General features: G+C 37.0%; 16 protein-coding genes. 13 read left to right on the forward strand and 3 right to left on the reverse strand.

All coding sequences use genetic code 11. The annotated features are described in order from the left end of the window. Nucleotides 1–10 precede the first annotated feature (10 nt). The 8 genes from ABDJ41_RS04810 to ABDJ41_RS04845 all read left to right on the forward strand — a co-directional run bounded on the left by ABDJ41_RS04810 (nt 11) and on the right by ABDJ41_RS04845 (nt 9343). Complete coding sequence (locus ABDJ41_RS04810) at nt 11–892, forward strand: NAD kinase (RefSeq protein WP_349784621.1); 882 nt, start codon at nt 11–13, stop codon at nt 890–892. 1 nt (nt 893) lies between these two features. After that, a complete protein-coding gene (gene porG / locus ABDJ41_RS04815; RefSeq protein WP_349784622.1) occupies nt 894–1706 on the forward strand; it encodes a type IX secretion system protein PorG in 813 nt (270 codons plus the stop codon). A gap of 18 nt (nt 1707–1724) precedes the next feature. Continuing rightward, on the forward strand, nt 1725–2465 hold the full coding sequence (gene uppS, locus ABDJ41_RS04820) for an undecaprenyl pyrophosphate synthase (protein ID WP_349784623.1): 741 nt from the start codon (nt 1725–1727) through the stop codon (nt 2463–2465). Between the two features lie 62 nt (nt 2466–2527). Further along, a complete protein-coding gene (locus tag ABDJ41_RS04825; protein WP_349784624.1) occupies nt 2528–5095 on the forward strand; it encodes a BamA/OMP85 family outer membrane protein in 2568 nt (855 codons plus the stop codon). A gap of 24 nt (nt 5096–5119) precedes the next feature. After that, entirely contained in the window at nt 5120–5650 is a 531-nt protein-coding gene (locus ABDJ41_RS04830; RefSeq protein ID WP_349784625.1) for an OmpH/Skp family outer membrane protein, read from the forward strand. A gap of 43 nt (nt 5651–5693) precedes the next feature. Further along, a complete protein-coding gene (locus ABDJ41_RS04835) occupies nt 5694–6254 on the forward strand; it encodes an OmpH/Skp family outer membrane protein (protein WP_349784626.1) in 561 nt (186 codons plus the stop codon). A gap of 96 nt (nt 6255–6350) precedes the next feature. Then, nucleotides 6351–7181: a glutamate racemase gene (gene murI / locus ABDJ41_RS04840; RefSeq protein WP_349784627.1), complete on the forward strand. Its 831-nt coding sequence runs from the start codon at nt 6351–6353 to the stop codon at nt 7179–7181. A 257-nt stretch (nt 7182–7438) separates the two neighbouring features. Then, a complete protein-coding gene (locus ABDJ41_RS04845; protein ID WP_349784628.1) occupies nt 7439–9343 on the forward strand; it encodes an amidophosphoribosyltransferase in 1905 nt (634 codons plus the stop codon). Between the two features lie 240 nt (nt 9344–9583). Here ABDJ41_RS04845 and ABDJ41_RS04850 read toward each other — a convergent pair whose 3' ends face one another. Continuing rightward, nucleotides 9584–10210, reverse strand: a complete 627-nt coding sequence (locus ABDJ41_RS04850) for a LysE family translocator (protein WP_349784629.1) — start codon at nt 10208–10210, stop codon at nt 9584–9586. Nucleotides 10211–10378: 168 nt separating this feature from the next. Here ABDJ41_RS04850 and ABDJ41_RS04855 point away from each other — a divergent pair, with 168 nt between their 5' ends. Genes ABDJ41_RS04855 through ABDJ41_RS04870 form a run of 4 tightly spaced genes read left to right on the forward strand, consistent with a single transcriptional unit; the run spans nt 10379 to nt 14688 of the window. Beyond that, nucleotides 10379–10801 (forward strand): deoxycytidylate deaminase, encoded by a 423-nt coding sequence (locus ABDJ41_RS04855; protein ID WP_349784630.1) that lies wholly within the window; start codon nt 10379–10381, stop codon nt 10799–10801. A gap of 8 nt (nt 10802–10809) precedes the next feature. Continuing rightward, the gene (gene guaA, locus ABDJ41_RS04860; RefSeq protein ID WP_349784631.1) at nt 10810–12339 is read left to right on the forward strand and encodes a glutamine-hydrolyzing GMP synthase; all 1530 of its coding nucleotides are present in this window, start codon (nt 10810–10812) and stop codon (nt 12337–12339) included. Next, nucleotides 12296–13525, forward strand: coding sequence for an ABC transporter substrate-binding protein (locus ABDJ41_RS04865; RefSeq protein ID WP_349784632.1), 1230 nt, complete (start codon nt 12296–12298; stop codon nt 13523–13525). Before guaA ends, ABDJ41_RS04865 begins: the two co-directional genes overlap by 44 nt. Continuing rightward, nucleotides 13522–14688, forward strand: coding sequence for an RsmB/NOP family class I SAM-dependent RNA methyltransferase (locus tag ABDJ41_RS04870; RefSeq protein ID WP_349784633.1), 1167 nt, complete (start codon nt 13522–13524; stop codon nt 14686–14688). Before ABDJ41_RS04865 ends, ABDJ41_RS04870 begins: the two co-directional genes overlap by 4 nt. Before the next feature lie 32 nt (nt 14689–14720). Here the strand turns inward: ABDJ41_RS04870 and ABDJ41_RS04875 are convergent, their stop codons facing one another. Continuing rightward, nucleotides 14721–15290 carry a MarC family protein gene (locus tag ABDJ41_RS04875; RefSeq protein WP_349784634.1) on the reverse strand — a complete coding sequence of 190 codons (570 nt, stop codon included), beginning with the start codon at nt 15288–15290 and terminating at the stop codon, nt 14721–14723. Nucleotides 15291–15553: 263 nt separating this feature from the next. Between ABDJ41_RS04875 and ABDJ41_RS04880 the strand changes: the two genes are divergently transcribed. Further along, a complete protein-coding gene (locus ABDJ41_RS04880; RefSeq protein WP_349784635.1) occupies nt 15554–15769 on the forward strand; it encodes a hypothetical protein in 216 nt (71 codons plus the stop codon). A 91-nt stretch (nt 15770–15860) separates the two neighbouring features. Here ABDJ41_RS04880 and ABDJ41_RS04885 read toward each other — a convergent pair whose 3' ends face one another. Then, nucleotides 15861–17567, reverse strand: a complete 1707-nt coding sequence (locus ABDJ41_RS04885; protein ID WP_349784637.1) for an amino acid permease — start codon at nt 17565–17567, stop codon at nt 15861–15863. Nucleotides 17568–17648: the final 81 nt, after the last annotated feature.

Consider the following 17648-nt stretch of genomic DNA (forward strand, 5'->3'; position numbering starts at 1 on the left):
TAAACATTAAATGAGGATTGCAATTTACGGTAGGGAATTCAATAATAGTGTATTGCCTTATGTTCAGGAAGTTTTTAATGTCCTTGATCAATATAAAACCCCCATACTTGTTTATCAAAAATACCTGGATTTTATAAAAGATAAAATTAAACTCCCAACACATTTAACGGCTTTTACGCAACATGCTGAACTGATCGGTCAGACAGATGTGTTGATTAGTCTGGGTGGTGATGGAACGTTGCTAGATACCTTATCTTTAGTTAGAGATTCGGGAATTCCTGTGATCGGAATTAACTTCGGTAGGCTGGGTTTCCTTGCTAGTATAAACAAAAATGAAATCACAAAGGCTATTGAAGCTTTAAAGAATAAAGAATATTCACTTGATAAACGAACTCTTTTAAGTTTAGAATCCACATACGGACTGTTTGGGGAAGAGAATTTTGCATTGAATGACATTACTATTCATCGTAGAGATAATTCTGCCATGATGATCATTCATGCCTATATGAATGAGGAGTTTGTAAATTCTTATTGGGCTGATGGCTTAATTATAGCAACTCCAACAGGTTCTACTGCATATTCCTTAAGTTGTGGAGGTCCGATTATTTATCCAAGTTCTCAGAACTTTGTCATTACACCAATTGCGCCTCATAATTTAAATGTAAGACCATTAATAGTGCCCGATGATGTATCCTTGACTTTTGAAGTAGAGGCTAGAAGTGCTAAGTTCTTGGTATCCTGTGATTCAAGAACAGAAACAGTAGACCGATCGGTAAAGGTTACGCTTAATAAAGCTAAATTTCACGTGAATTTAATCAGGTTGAACAATGAAGGGTACCTCACAACGTTAAGGAATAAACTACTTTGGGGTATAGATACCCGTAATTATTAACATGCAATATATACGGCATTTCCTTTGGTTAGTCACTTTTATATCTGGAGTTTCAACGGTTTGCGCGCAGACTCTTGAGCTTGGAATAGGAGGCGGCGGTGCCGGCTATATTGGTGATCTCAATCAGGATAAGCTTTTAAAAATAAGCGGTTTATCATTAGGTGGGTATGCTAAATTAAATATTGACCCATATTGGGCTGTAGGTCTTCATTATACCTACGGGAAAATAAAAGCGAATGATGCAGAATCAGACAACAGCCAGTTCAGAGATCGGAATATCAATTTTAAAACCCCTTTAAATGAAGTGAGCTTGCAGGTCGACTTTAATTTCCTGAATTATTTTGCAGGAGGTGGCACCAGAAAATTTACACCATATATTTTTACAGGAATAGGGACTGTTTTTTTTAATCCGAAGGGAGTATATAAAGACGGACAGGGTGATGATGCTGAGTATAATCTGAGGTTTTACAATACCGAAGGACAGAGCCAGGCTTATCGAAATTTTGCCTTGACTATCCCTTATGGTGTGGGGGTAAAGCTAAGGTTAAAAGAGAATTGGGGACTGTTTTCACAGATCGGTTATCGGACGGCTTACACAGATTATCTCGACGATGTAAGTGACAGATATCCTGATCCTAACCTTTGGAAACAAGATGCCAATTGGGCTGATCGTAAATTTCTTTCTGACCCCTCATATAGTCAATATGGTACTCCAGGTGTTCAAAGAGGCGATTTTAGAAAAAGAGATACATATATGTTTGTAGGTATTGGCATATCTTATACCTTTGTGTCCCAAAAATGTTATACATTTTAAGCATATTTGCGGAAATAAATGGGATTTAAAGAACAAATAGATACTACACGCTTGCCGGAGCATATTGCGATCATCATGGATGGGAATGGCAGATGGGCTAAAAATCAAGGTAAATTTAGGGTATTTGGCCACGAAAGCGGAGTTTTATCCGTAAAAGATATAGTTGAAGGTTGTGTTGATATAGGTATCAGATATCTTACGGTTTATACTTTTTCAACAGAAAACTGGAACAGGCCTGTTGATGAGGTAAATGCCTTAATGGAATTGCTGATTTCAACCATTAATCAGGAAACTGAAACCCTTACTAAAAATAATATCCGGCTTAATGCCATTGGAGATATATCATCTTTACCTCAGAAATGTATTGAGGATCTGAAAAATGCTATGGATAAAACTGCAAATAATACCCGTTGTACTTTGACACTGGCGTTAAGCTACAGTGCAAAGTGGGAAATTACTCAAGCTGCAAAAAAGCTGGCACAACAGGTAAAAGATCAGAAAATGAGTATTGAAGATATTAATGAAGAGCATTTTGCTGCTCAGCTGAACACTGTAAATATGCCCGATCCGGAATTGATGATCAGAACAAGCGGTGAACATAGAATCAGTAATTTTCTGTTGTGGCAAATGGCCTATACAGAACTTTATTTTACAGAGACCCTTTGGCCAGACTTTAGGAGAGAGGATCTTTTTGAAGCTATCGTAGACTATCAGAAACGCGAACGCCGCTTCGGTAAAATTAGTGAGCAACTTAACTAATTTTACTTTTAACACTTTTTAACATGTGTTTATAATAACTTAGCATCGATTTTAGATTGTAAATGAAAAGAATATACCAACTTATATTATTGTTGTTGATTGGGTTACCATCAATGGCACAGATTACGCGTCCTCAGGTAAACCCTGCAACTCCTACTTTAAAAGTTAAAGGGTTAGATCTCGATTATTTCAATCCTAGAGAGTATGTTATTGGCGGTACTACATTAACAGGTACAAAATATCTGGATAAGGATGTAATTATCACCCTTTCAAAGTTGATTCCAGGTGAACGTGTAGTACTCCCTGGCGAAGCCACTGCTAATGCAATTAAAAATCTTTGGGCACAGGGGCTGTTTGACGATATTCAACTAGATATTGTTAAGCTTGTAGAAGATACGGTATATTTTGATATTGAAGTTGTTGAACGCCCTCGTTTGGGTTCTTTTGAGTTTACAGGGGTTAGTAAATCACAAAAGACAGACATTCTTGAAAAATTAAGCGAAAAACCAGGTAAGGCAATCATTAATGATAATTTGTATAGCAGCACCACAGCAACCGTTAAAAAGTTCTTATTGGGAAAGGGATATTTTTTTACCAATGTTGAATATAAAACGAAACCAGATCCAAGTCAGGAGAATAGTGTAGTACTTGAGGTTATTGTTGACAAAGGACGCAAGGTTAAAGTTCATGAAATTGTTTTCACTGGAAATAAAGACTTTTCATCGAAGAAGTTGCGTAAGTTTTTAAAGAAAACTAAGCAGCAGGCATTTTATAAAGTGTTTGGTTCTGGAAAATTCAATAAAGAAAAATACGATGAGGACAAGGTAAAGCTGATAGCTAAAATGCATGATAAGGGTTACCGTGATGCGGTAATTTTGAAAGATAGCATTTATCAGTATAGCGACAAAGCTGTTGGTATCAAAATAGATTTATTTGAAGGGCCTAAATATTATTTCGGGAATATCACCTGGGCAGGTAATGCAAAATATACAACAGAGTATTTGCAAAGGGCTTTGGGGATTGAAAAAGGAGAAGTATTCAGTGAAGAGAAACTGGAAAAGAAATTAAGAGGTAGTGCAAATGGTGATGACGTTTCTAGTATTTATCTGAATGATGGTTATTTAACATTTAATGTCGACCCGGTTCAAACCAGGATTTATGGTGATACAGTTGAGATGGAAATGAGAATCTATGAAGGACCTCAGTATACCAATAACCGTATTACAGTAGTTGGTAATACCATTACAAATGATCGCGTTGTTTTACGTGATATCCGTACTAAACCAGGAGAGAAGTTCTCTAAAGATCTTTTGATTCGTAGTGTGCGTGAGATTGGACAGCTGGGTAACTTTGATGAGTCTAAAACAAATCCTATTCCTAAGCCAAATCCAGCAGATGGTACGGTAGATATCGAATATCATGTTGAGGAGAAACCTTCAGATCAGATTGAGCTTTCGGGTGGTTTTGGTGGTGGTAACATCATTGGTACGTTGGGTTTAACATTTAACAACTTCTCATTAAGAAACCTGTTTAATCTAAGTGCTTATAAACCTTTACCAAAAGGGGATGGACAGAAACTAAGTTTACGTGGACAAACAAATGGTAAGTTTTATCAGTCATATAGCTTCTCTTTCTCTGAGCCTTGGTTGGGTGGTAAAAAGCCAATCAGTTTCGGAATTAGTGCATTTACTTCATTGCAGTCTAACGGTGGAAGAAGTTACTATGGTACAATTGACCCATCAAGCAGCCAATATTCTAAAATTCGCTTAAATGGTGTTACTGTTAGTTTAGGAAGAAGACTGAACTTCCCGGATAACTATTTCCAGTTAGTACACGCTATTAACGCACAACAGTATATTCTGAATAACTATGGTGGTTTCTTATTCAGCACTGGTACTTCATATAACTTTAACTTAACTCAGGAACTGAGCAGGGATTCAAGAGATTCCCCAATCTTCCCTACAGGTGGTTCATTCTTTAAATTTACGATTCAGGCAACCCCTCCATATTCATTATTGAATAATGTGAATTATGAGACTGCTTCTGATAAGGAACGTTATAAATTCACTGAGTACCATAAATGGAAATTCGAATCACAATGGTTCCAGAGATTAGCTGGTAAGTTTGTTGTGAAAGCACAGGCACAGTTTGGTTTCTTAGGGTCATATAACAGTGCAGTTGGTCAATCAGCATTCGAAAGATTTAAATTGGGTGGTGATGGTATGCAGGGCTTCGACTTCCTTCAGGGATCTGAGTTGATCGCTATGCGTGGATATGCAAATAACTCAGTAATTCCGGTAGGTGCTAATCCTAATATTGCTCAGCAATCAGGTAGCCCGATCTTTACAAAATATGTAATGGAGTTAAGATATCCGGTAATTGCAAGTCAGCAGGCAACAGCGTTTTTAGTGGCTTTTGCTGAGGGGGGTAACACATGGGATAAGTTTTCGGACTTTAATCCGTTTAATGTTAGACGTTCGGCAGGTTTTGGAGCGAAGATATTTTTACCGATATTTGGATTGTTAGGCATCGATTGGGGTTATGGATTTGATAAAATCCCTGGTTCACCAGATGCAAATAAAGGACAGTTCCACTTCAGTATAGCTCAACAGCTTGGAGGATTTAACTAACTCTATTAATTAAAACATTCAGATATGAAAAAGTATATTATAATTTGCATTTTGCTATTCGTAAGCTTTGGTGCATTTGCCCAAAAGTTTGCTTATGTAGATACAGAGTATATCCTGAAACATTTGCCAGACTATAAGTCGTCATTAAATCAGTTGAATGTTTTGTCGCAACAATGGCAAAAACAGGTAGACAATAATTTTGTTGAAATTGATAAAATGTACAAAGCTTATCAGGCAGATCAGGTGTTGTTGACAGATGAGATGCGTAAAAGAAGAGAGAACGAAATTATAGAAAAGGAAAAACAAGCGAAAGAATTTCAGCGCAAGGTTTTTGGCCCTGAGGGAGATTTGTTTCAAGCCAGGACAAAATTGCTGAATCCAATTCAGGAAAGTGTAACCAAAGCGGTAGCCGAAATTGCAAAAGCTAAAATGCTTGATTTTATTTTTGATAAAAGCAGTGAGGCAACAATGATGATTTATGCCAGCAGCGGTTATGATGTGAGTAACGATGTAATTAAAAAGTTGGGATATAAGCCTGATTCAGCAATAAAATAGATATATTAAACATAAATTAGAAACAATTATTAAGACAAATAGAATGAGAAAGTTAATTAGCGCATTTTTTTTAGCAGCAGGATTATTGTTTACTGCTAACATTGCAAATGCACAACAAAAACTCGCACACTTAAACTCTGCAGTAATCATTGAGGCGATGCCAGAGGTTAAAACTGCACGTGGTACATTAGAGACTATTCAAAAAACTAAGCAAGGCGAAATTGAGAAAATGATCACTGAGTATCAAAATAAACTTAAAGCAGCTCAGGACAAAGAAAAAACAATGAGTGAGGCTAATAAAGAAGTAGTAGGTAAAGAATTACAAACTATGGGTGCTGAGCTTCAGGATCTTGAAAAACGTATTACTGACGCAAGAACTAAAGCACAACAAGAATTAGAAGCTAAAAATGCTGAGTTGTTTAACCCAATTCAAGTTAAAGCTGATAATGCCATTAAAGCTGTTTCTAAAGAAAAAGGTTTTGCTTATGTATTCGATACTGCAAATCAGGCTTTGATTTATTGGGATGGTGGTGAAGATATCACAAATGCTGTGAAAACTAAATTAGGTATCTCTACTACACCAACAGCAGCGCCTAAGAAATAATAAATTTAAGCTTCAAACCTTTGAAAATCGGTTTTACAAGCTGAAATAATTAAATTGCGGGACTGAGTCATAAAACTCAGTCCCGTTTTTTTTAACATGAACATTCAACAATCAATAGGAGTATTCGATTCTGGCTATGGTGGATTAACCGTTTTCAAGTCTATCGTCAGGAAGTTGCCTAAATACAATTATATTTACTTCGGTGATAACGCACGTACACCTTATGGGGATCATTCTTTTGAAACGATTTATCAATATACATTGGAATGTGTAGAATGGTTGTTTGCCCAAGGTTGCCCATTGGTAATTCTTGCTTGCAATACTGCTTCAGCAAAAGCACTTCGTTCAATACAGCAAAATATATTGCCATTTAAATATCCAAACCATAGAGTTTTAGGTGTAATCAGGCCTACAGCAGAAATAGTAGGAGATTTTACAAATACCAAAAGTATAGGGGTAATGGGAACGCGTGGTACCATTAATTCCGAATCCTATCTTATGGAGATCAATAAATTTTTCCCAGGTATAAAGGTAGCGCAACAGAGCTGTCCGATGTGGGTTCCTCTGATTGAAAACGATGAACACCGAAGCGCTGGTGCTGACTATTTTGTGAAGAAATATGTGGATCAGTTGCTGGCTAAAGATGAACATATTGATTGTATCGTATTAGCCTGTACGCATTACCCACTATTAGTTCCTAAGATAAAAGAAGTGTTACCAGAACATATAAGTTTACTGGCACAAGACGATATTGTAGCAGATAGTCTGGCCTTATATTTAGTGAACCATCCGGAAATAGAGAACAAGATTTCAAAGCAAGGTCAACAGCAGTTTTTTACTTCAGGAGATCCTAAGGCATTTGATGCGAGTGCATCTATTTTTTTTGGAAAACAAATTATTTCTGAACATGCATCATTCTCAAAGTGATTTGAAAGTTTATCTGAATGATGATCTTTTAATGGCTCTTTAGATGGTGTACTGTAAAAATTACATAATGTTGACTTGCTAAAAGATAAAAAAGGAAAAGCTTTTTAATTATTCATAACCTCTTAAATATAGGCTTAAGAGGTTGTATAGCTGGTTTTTAAATTTTATCCTATTAATCTTATCAAGATTTTCTTTCCATTTCTTTCTAGGTTCTGATAATTATTAACGGTAAATTTGCGGCTCAAATAGCAACACGAATGAGTGACTCAATCAAACATGAATGCGGAATTGCCTTTATCCGCCTTTTAAAACCGCTCTCATACTACCAGGAAAAATACGGTACATCTCTTTACGGACTTAACAAGCTTTATCTTTTGATGGAGAAACAGCACAACCGTGGACAGGACGGAGCTGGGATTGCCACAATTAAACTGGATGTTAAACCCGGTCACCGTTACATCAGCAGGTATAGATCTATGGCTCAGAATGCTGTGGCTGATATTTTTGGATATGTGCAGAGTAAATTTGTAGATATTCAAGAAGAAACGCCAGAGTTGATGCAGGATGCGGAGTGGTTGAAACAAAATGTAAGTTTTATAGGTGAGGTTTTACTAGGTCACTTAAGGTATGGTACGCACGGTAAAAACAGTATTGAAAATTGCCACCCTTTCTTACGTCAGAATAACTGGATGACAAGAAATCTTGTTCTTGCAGGTAACTTCAATATGACTAACGTAGATGAATTATTGGAGCAATTGTATGAGCTTGGTCAGCATCCAAAAGAAAAAGCAGATACTGTTACAGTTCTGGAAAAGATAGGTCACTTTCTGGATGATGAAAACCAGGAGTTATTTGATACATATAAAAAAGAAGGTCTGGATAATGTTGAAATCACACATAAGATTTCTGAAAACCTGGACATCGTTAAAATATTACGTCGTTCGGCTAAAAACTGGGATGGTGGATATGCCATTTCAGGTATTGTAGGTAACGGTGATGCTTTTGTACTTCGTGACCCTTCAGGTATACGTCCTGCATATTACTATGCTGACGATGAAATTGTAGTTGCAGCGTCAGAAAGACCCGCTATACAAACAGCATTTAATATACAGTTTAAGAATGTTAAAGAAATTGAACCTGGACATGCACTAATCGTTAAAAAGGACGGAACAGTTACTCAGGAAGTATTCAGGGAACCTGAAGAAAAAAGAGCTTGTTCATTTGAGCGTATTTACTTCTCAAGAGGGAGTGATGCTGAAATATATAAAGAAAGAAAGCATTTAGGTGCTTTGCTTTGTGATCAGGTACTTAAAGCGGTAAATAGTGACTTGAAGAATACAGTATTCTCTTTTATTCCTAATACTGCTGAGGTATCATTTTACGGAATGGTAGATGGTTTACATAGCTATATTAGAAAGGTACAGAAAGATGCCTTACTTCATCGTAAGGAGGTACTGGATGACAATGCTCTTGATGAGTTGCTTTCTATGCGTCCCCGGGTTGAGAAACTGGCCATTAAAGACGTGAAGCTGCGTACATTCATTACTCAAGATGCTGATCGTGGTGATATGGTAGCTCACGTTTATGATACAACCTATGGCGTTATTAAGAATCATGTAGATACCTTAGTTGCTGTAGATGATTCAATTGTTAGAGGTACAACTCTAAAACAAAGTATCATTAAGATTATCGATAGGCTACACCCTAAGAAAATCATTATTGTTTCTTCTGCACCTCAGATTCGTTATCCGGATTGTTATGGTATTGACATGTCAAGAATGGGACAATTCGTTGCTTTTGAAGCTGCAATACAATTGCTGAAGGAAAGAGGAATGGAGAATGTCATCGATGAAGTCTACGAGAAATGTAAAGCTTCTTTATTGTTGCCAAAGGGCGAAATTGTAAATCACGTAAAGGATATTTACAGACCATTTAAACAGGAAGAGATCTCAGCTCAAATTGCTAAGATCATTACTCCGGCAGGAACTGTCGCTGAAGTAGAAGTGATTTATCAAACTTTGGATAATTTACACGTTGCTTGTCCTAATAACAGTGGAGATTGGTACTTCTCTGGGAACTATCCAACTCCAGGTGGTAACAAAGTCGTGAATAGAGCCTTTGTAAACTGGAAAGAAGGAAACAACCAGAGAGCATATATTTAGTATTTACTAATCAGATATAAGAATAAATACAGCTAATATAAACAAAAAGCCCCTGTTTCATTTGATAGAAACAGGGGCTTTTTGTTTACATGAATCCCGTTTGTGCGCATCCATGCTATATGAATCATGCTTGAAGCAAAATCTACCTTCTATGAGGAGGCTTGAGGCGCTTTTGCTTTTTTCAGTAAAAGATGCCAGACTCCGAATAGAATGGTTTATTTTGCCCTTTATTTTTGCCCTTTACTGATAGTACTTGATAACCACATCAATAAACAATCTGATCGCAAACAACAATATCACTGCTCCTGCAATCCTGTTCAGGTTCCTTATTGTCTTCTCTCTTATTTTATGCCTTAATTTGGCCGCATAATAAGTCTTAAAGCCATCAACAGTAAGTTGAGTTGCCATGGCCATAACAAAGAAGACGATCTTTTCCTGCATGTTATAATGCAGTTGTACAGAAATGATTCCGCCAACCATGACCCAAAACATCAAAGTTGTGGGTGATAGCAGGCACATTAGAAAACCCTTAAGCACATAACCTCGTTTTTTAACCTTGGCGATCTCTGCGATATCATAATTAACTTTAACCTTATGGAACAAATAATATAAGCCTATGCCAAATAAAAACAATCCACCGATAATTCCCACATATTCAAAATACTCAGTTTTATAACTTACATACTCAGTACTGAATATCGTTAAAGTAATAAAAATGATGTCACTTAAAATAACGCCTATAGCCAATGAAAAACCGGCTTTGAATCCCTTTTCAATGCTTGTTTTGATCATTGAAAAGAATACCGGCCCTGTTAAAAACGAAAATAAAATCCCTGCACCAATCCCTTGTAATATAGCTTCAAACATTCACTTAACGTTATATTTTGTGCTAATATGCAATTTTAAACATAAATTAGCTTCATAAAATTCCATCCTTTTATTATAAATATAGAAATACAACGCTTGCGGTATTTTTAAAGTATCATGAGTTTAATGAAGAGCATGACAGTAAAACCAAGTTTTAACAATATTTTTATGAATTTAGCTGGCGATCTGGCATTTCGTTCGCATTGCGTACGTGCACAAGTCGGAGCTGTTTTAACAAAAGACACCCGTATTATCTCTATTGGATATAATGGACCTCCTGCAGGAACACACAATTGTGATGAAGAATGGGGTGATGCAGGTTGTGCAAGAGACTCAAAAGGAAGTTGTTCATTGGCACTTCATGCAGAAGAAAATGCAATACTTTATGGAATGAAGAATGGTGCTAAAATAACAGGGGCAACATTGTATACCACATTGTCACCATGCATTGCCTGTGCCCGTCTAATCTTGTCGTCGGGGATAAAGACTGTTTATTACAGAGATTCCTATGCAGCTTACAAAGGATTGCCGAGTGATGAAGGCGTCGATTTTTTAACGAGATTTGGCGTGGAAGTCATTAAGTATTCTTAACTTTGGCCATGCTAGAAAAAATCATAATTCTCGATTTTGGATCCCAATATACACAGTTAATTGCACGTCGCGTACGCGAGTTAAACGTTTATTGCGAAATTCATCCTTTCAATAACATCCCTGAGATTACATCAGATGTAAAAGGTATCATTTTATCAGGTAGTCCATACTCTGTACGCCAGGAAGATGCACCACAAATAGATTTAAAACAATTTCATGGTAACTACCCTGTATTAGCGGTATGTTATGGTGCACAATATTTTGCGCAACATATGGGCGGAGAAGTACAAGCCTCATCGACTCGTGAATATGGACGTGCAAACCTTAACTTTGTAGCCCAGGGAAATAAGCTTTTCAATAGCATATCTGTAGATTCTCAGGTTTGGATGTCACATGGGGATACCATTACGAGCATCCCTGAGAACTTTGAGTTGATTGCCAGTACAGATAATGTAAGAGTTGCGGCTTTCCAGATCAAAGGCTCCAATACTTATGCAATTCAGTTCCATCCGGAAGTAACACATAGTATTGATGGTAAACAATTATTGGAGAATTTTTTGGTAGACATCTGCGGATGTAATCAAGAATGGACGCCTTATGCATTTGTTGAAACCACAATCGCTGAATTGAAGGAAACACTTGGTGATGACAAGGTTGTTCTTGCACTTTCAGGTGGAGTAGATTCAAGTGTGGCAGCAATCTTATTACATAAAGCAATTGGTAAAAATCTGCACTGTATTTTTGTAGATAATGGCTTGTTACGTAAAGATGAGTTTGAGGCTGTATTAGAACAATATAAACACCTGGGTTTAAATATTAAAGGCGTAGATGCTAAAGAGCGTTTCTTAAGTCAGCTTGCCGGCGTATCTGATCCTGAGTTAAAGCGTAAAGCGATAGGAAGAGTGTTCATAGAAGTATTTGATGATGAAGCTCACCAGGTACAAGATGTGAAATGGTTAGCACAGGGAACAATTTATCCTGATATCATTGAGTCTGTTTCTGTAAAAGGGCCTTCTGCAACTATTAAATCTCACCATAATGTAGGTGGTTTACCGGATTTCATGAAGCTGAAAGTTGTGGAACCACTTAAAACATTGTTTAAAGACGAGGTTAGAAGAGTAGGTACTTCATTAGGATTAGAGCATTTTATCATCGGACGTCACCCTTTCCCCGGACCAGGTTTAGCCATCAGGATTCTTGGTGAAGTTACTGCCGAGAAAGTAGCCATCCTTCAGGAAGCTGATGCCATTTATATTAATAATCTAAAAGAAGCTGGTTTATACGATAAAGTATGGCAGGCTGGTGCAATATTCCTTCCTGTTCAGTCTGTAGGTGTAATGGGGGATGAGCGTACTTACGAGAATGCTATCGCATTACGCGCTGTTGAATCTGTTGATGGTATGACGGCCGATTGGTGTCATTTACCATATAACGTACTCGCTAAAATTTCTAATGAAATAATTAACAAAGTAAAAGGAATTAACCGAGTTGTATATGATATTAGTTCAAAACCGCCAGCCACAATTGAGTGGGAATAAATATTGGATCATTATACTTTCGGCTTTATTATTTTCAGCTTGTTCTCCAAAAATAAGGCCTGAAACCAAGAAGCCGGAATCACCAAAACAAGTCGAGAAAAAAGAAAAGCCTGCTGAGAAATTCAAGCAGGCTAATATTTCTTTGCTTGTTCCTTTCAGACTAAATGAGATTAACCTTAAGACTGCAACAAAATCTGAAGTAGAAAAGGCTGCTATGGCAATTGATTTTTATCAAGGCTTTAAGCTTGGGGTAGATTCAGCAGCAGCAAATGGTCAGAATTTTAAACTTAAGGTTTACGATACACAGGATAATAATAAACAAATTGCAGATTTGATCAGTAATGATGGAATAGCGGGTAGTAACCTGATTGTAGGCCCTGTATTTCCTGATGGGATCAAGTATATAGCTAATTATTCCATCTCCAGAGGTATTCCTGTGGTAAACCCATTGGCTGCATCCCAGCCATCAGAATTTTCGAACCCTAACCTTATTTCGATTGTCAATAACATTAACTTACATGCTGAAAAGGTTGGGAATTATATCACTAGAACTTATAATCCTGCCAATACAATCATTGTGTTAATCAATCCGAAAGCACCTAGTGATGAGGTGTTTGGTAAGCCTTTAAGAGCTTATTTTGCCAATTCGAAAAAACCTTTTCCTTTTCAGGAATATGCTTCTGTATTTACCATGGAGACTAAGATCGTAAAGGGGAAGCAATATGTGATCCTGCTTAGTTCATCTGATAAAAAGTTTGTTGTACCTACGTTAGACAAGCTGATGAAATTAAAAAAGAAAACAGGCTTAAACGTATCGCTATTTGGGCATCCTGATTGGGTTAAACAAGATTACAATACAGATCAGTTACAAGCTTTAAATACTATGATTTCTGCCTCGTATAAAATAGATTATACCAGGCCTGAGGTTGTAACTTTTATAAAAAAATACAGAGCCTTATTTACATTTGAACCTGGAGAATTTGCTTTTAAAGGATTCGATATTGGATACTATTTTGGAAAGTTACTATCTTCTTATGGTGAAGATTATATCAAATATCTGACTAAAGAAAACTATAGAGGACTGCATAACTCTTTTCATTTTACTTACGATCATGAGTTTGGGTACATCAATACGAGTTTGATGTTATTACGATATAAGAATTTCGCTCTAAACATTGTTGAATGAAAGTAGAACACCAGATCAGAGCATTTGATCACATTTTTAACAGCTATGACGGAGAGTCGCCATTGCATCGGTTTTTGTTTGCATATTTTAAGCGTAACAAGCAAATGGGCTCTTCAGATCGTCGTTGGGCATCACGTTATATCTACAGCTTTTTTAGGCTTGGAAAGGCACTAATCGAAGAAGAAAGAATTTTAAGACTTGCTATTGCTGATTTCCTTTGCAATCAGAGCTCAAGCCTGGTTATTGAAGCTTATCTGCCCGACCTAAAGGATCATATTGACTTTCCTGTTCAGGAAAAGATTAAATTAATCCAAACGGCTTATCCAAAATTTAAGCTTTCAGACATATTTAGTTTCCATGAAGCTCTTTCAGAGCATATTGTTAAAAAGGAATTTTTTGAATCTTTCTTTACCCAGCCCGATCTATTTATCAGGACTGCAATGGGACAACAAGACCATATAGCTGCTAAATTGGATAGCGAAGGGATTATTGTAGAGAAAATCGGGGCACATGCTATAGCGGTTCCAAATGGAACTAAATTGGATAAAGTCTTGACGGATGACAGCTTATACGAGGTGCAGGATCTTTCTTCCCAGCAAACAGGTGTTTTCTTCCAACCCCAGCCATGGGACCAATGGTGGGACTGCTGTGCAGCCTCAGGTGGGAAATCTTTGTTGCTATTTGATATAGAACCGAAAGTAGAACTGCTGGTTAGTGATGTAAGGGAAAATAGTTTAAATAATCTGGATGAACGTTTCCGAGCTGCAGGATTAAAAAAATACCAAAAAAAGGTGCTGGACTTACTGCAAAATAATGATCAGATATTGCATCATTATGAGTTTGATGGTATTATCCTGGACGCCCCTTGTTCAGGATCCGGAACCTGGGGTAGGACTCCTGAAATGTTATATTATTTTGAACAACACAGAATAAGCTATTTTTCTAAATTACAAAAGGCAATTGCTGCTAATATTGTAAAGTATCTTAAAGCTGATAAGCCCCTGGTTTATATTACCTGCTCGGTGTTTAAGGAAGAAAATGAGGATGTAATTGACTATTTGCTTAAGAATTTTCCTTTAAAACTTGAAAAGATAGAACTTATTAAAGGATATAATCATAAAGCAGATACAATGTTTGTCGCACGCCTGATTAAAACAGTATAATTTCTTAATGTTGTATGATTTGGGGCTTAAGTCTATAAGCCCGTATTGTTTCTGAATAGTTTAATGGCAATTGCCAGCAAAATGATCCCGAAAGCTTTACGTAGTACGTTCAATCCTGATTTACCAAACAATTTCTCTAAACGTTCTGTGTTTTTGAGAACGAAATAGACAAACATCATGTTGACCAGAATGCCTATAATGATGTTTTGTGTAGCATACTCAGTCTTTAATGACAATAAGGTTGTCATAGTTCCGGCTCCTGCAATCAGTGGAAATGCCAAAGGTACAATGGATACCGTTTCAGGAGCATCACCTTCTTTAAAAATAGTTAAGCCAAGGATCATTTCCATAGCAATGAAAAAGATAACCATGGAGCCTGCAATTGCAAATGAAGCTACATCTAAGCCAATAACTTTTAATAGTGTCTCGCCTGCAAAGAGAAAGATAATCATCAGAATTGTTGCTACTATTGTTGCCTTTTCTGACTGGATATGACCAGCCTTTTTTCTTAGTTCGATCACAATAGGGATGGCGCCTAAGATATCAATGATGGCAAACAGAATCATTGACGTAGAGAGGATTTGACTGAGATTAAATTCCATGGGCGTAGATTTATTTTACAAAGGTAATGGAAAAAATAACCATTCTCCTCTAGGACTGGAATCTTTGCCTGAAAAAGGCAAAGTTCCTATGTCCTTTCAGAGAAGGTGATTTTTTCTTTAAGCATGATGCAGAGCAGGAAGGCCAAGTTTATTTTACCGGCTATTTTTCTTGTTTTACCGAGTGTTTTAGTATCCCGGCCAGTTATGAGTTTTTGGGGGTTTATATAAGCTGCATATTTATTATGTAATTGAAAATATAAGTTATGAATACGGTCATCTTTAAAACATCAGTACAAAGTAGAATTGAAATGATTGGGGTTAAACCAGTTTTGAATCTTCTATTCGGTAAAAAGAACTGGTTGTTTTCTTATGAAGATAAGTTGTTAAAGGTGATGACGACGGTGCCTTGTACGGATATGATAAAAGCAATCTTGAAAGAGAATGGTTTGGTGGGTGAGGAATTGAGATTTGCGTTTTAGCTAAAATGCCCCTTAAATGAAGTGCCCCCAAAAAGTTAAACACTTATTGGGGGCATTTTTATTTTGGAGCAGTTTTACCTGATCCGATTAATTATTTGATCTCTTTAATAGTTACTTTACCTGAATTTGCGGCTTTATAAGCGTAGAGAATAAAGTGAAACGCTGCAAATATCAATGAGAAGTAGTATAAATTAGTATCCTTACCATCGGTAATATGATGGTGAATAATGGCTACTATAACCAATAGTACTGTTAAAGCCAGGCCTATATAAGAAACGGTTTTAGTACTTTTAGCTAATGTAGCTTGATTATTATCTGATAAAAGGCTGTTTTTCATACCATAAAACAAGTACACATTCACACCAATAATCATCCAGACCAATAAACGTACCCAGGTATCAAGAGGTAAAAATACCATCATAGATAAACAAACCAATACCCCTAAGATTGGGATTAGCGGAACCAATGGCACTTTAAATGCTCTTGGTAAATCAGGCATGCGTTTTCTTAAAATCATTACACCAATACAAACCAGAATAAAGGCCAGTAATGTACCAATACTGGTCATCTCTCCAACCACTGTTGCAGGTACAAATGCAGCAAAGAGGCTGACAAATACCATGAACAATAAGTTGCTTTTTGCTGGAGTACTATATTTAGGATGAACTTTAGAAAATACTTTAGGTAATAAGCCATCTCTGCTCATCGAGAAGAATACCCTGGATTGTCCCAATAGCATTACCAGGATTACAGAAGCATAACCACCCAGAATAGCAAGGATGATTAGTTTATTTAACCAAGGATAAGCAGGTTGAACTATTCCGGCTGCATTTTTAAGCCCCATATTGTCAATAGCTACAGCAACAGGCGCAATACCATCCTGACCTTTAAACAGGTTGTAATTAGCAACACCAGTCATTACATGAGCAAAAAGAATATATAGAACGGTACAGATAAACAGCGAAACCAGGATACCGATTGGCATGTCTTTTTTAGGGTTCTTCGCTTCCTGCGCTGCGGTAGAAACGGCATCAAAACCGATATAAGCAAAGAATACAATTCCAGCAGCCCGAATTACACCGCCCCAGCCATGTGTGAAGAAGCTATTGTGAACACCTTCATCCTGTGGAATAAAATATGGGGTATAGTTTGTTGTGTCGATATATTTCCATCCAAGGAAAATAAAGATAAATACAATAATTACTTTAATCGCAACAATTAAACCGTTTACTAAAGCTGATTCACTTGTTCCTCTGATCAAAACAAAGGACATGAGCATAATGATAAATACGGCAGGTAAATTAACCATACCATAAACAACAGCTCCATCCAAAGTTGTTACATGTTCAAAAGGTGACATCGTGAGTTCTGGAGGGAGATGGAGGTCATAGTAACCTAAAAATTTGACCAGATATCTGCTCCAGCTAATAGATACAGTTGCAGCTCCTAAGGCATATTCAAGAACTAAATCCCAACCAATAACCCATGCTATAAATTCGCCCATGGTAGCATACGAATAAGTGTAGGCACTACCTGCTACTGGAATCATGGATGCGAACTCAGCATAACATAATCCTGCAAAACCGCATCCTAAAGCGGCAATGACGAATGAGATTGTAATAGCAGGACCAGCATTGTTGGCTGCCGCAGAACCGGTAATAGAGAAAAGCCCGGCACCAATGATGGCTCCAATGCCTAAGGCTACCAGGTTTACCGGCCCTAGCGTTCTTTTTAGTGTTCCCTCACCGCTTTCAGCTGCTTCCCTGGTGAGTAAGTCTATTGACTTTCTAAAATTCATAAATTGTGGTTTAGTTATTGTAAGTTAGCGATAAAGGATGTTTATCATATTAATGTCAAACCTAAATAAAATATATCTAAA

Source organism: Pedobacter sp. ASV1-7 (assembly GCF_040203335.1).
GTDB lineage: Bacteria > Bacteroidota > Bacteroidia > Sphingobacteriales > Sphingobacteriaceae > Pedobacter.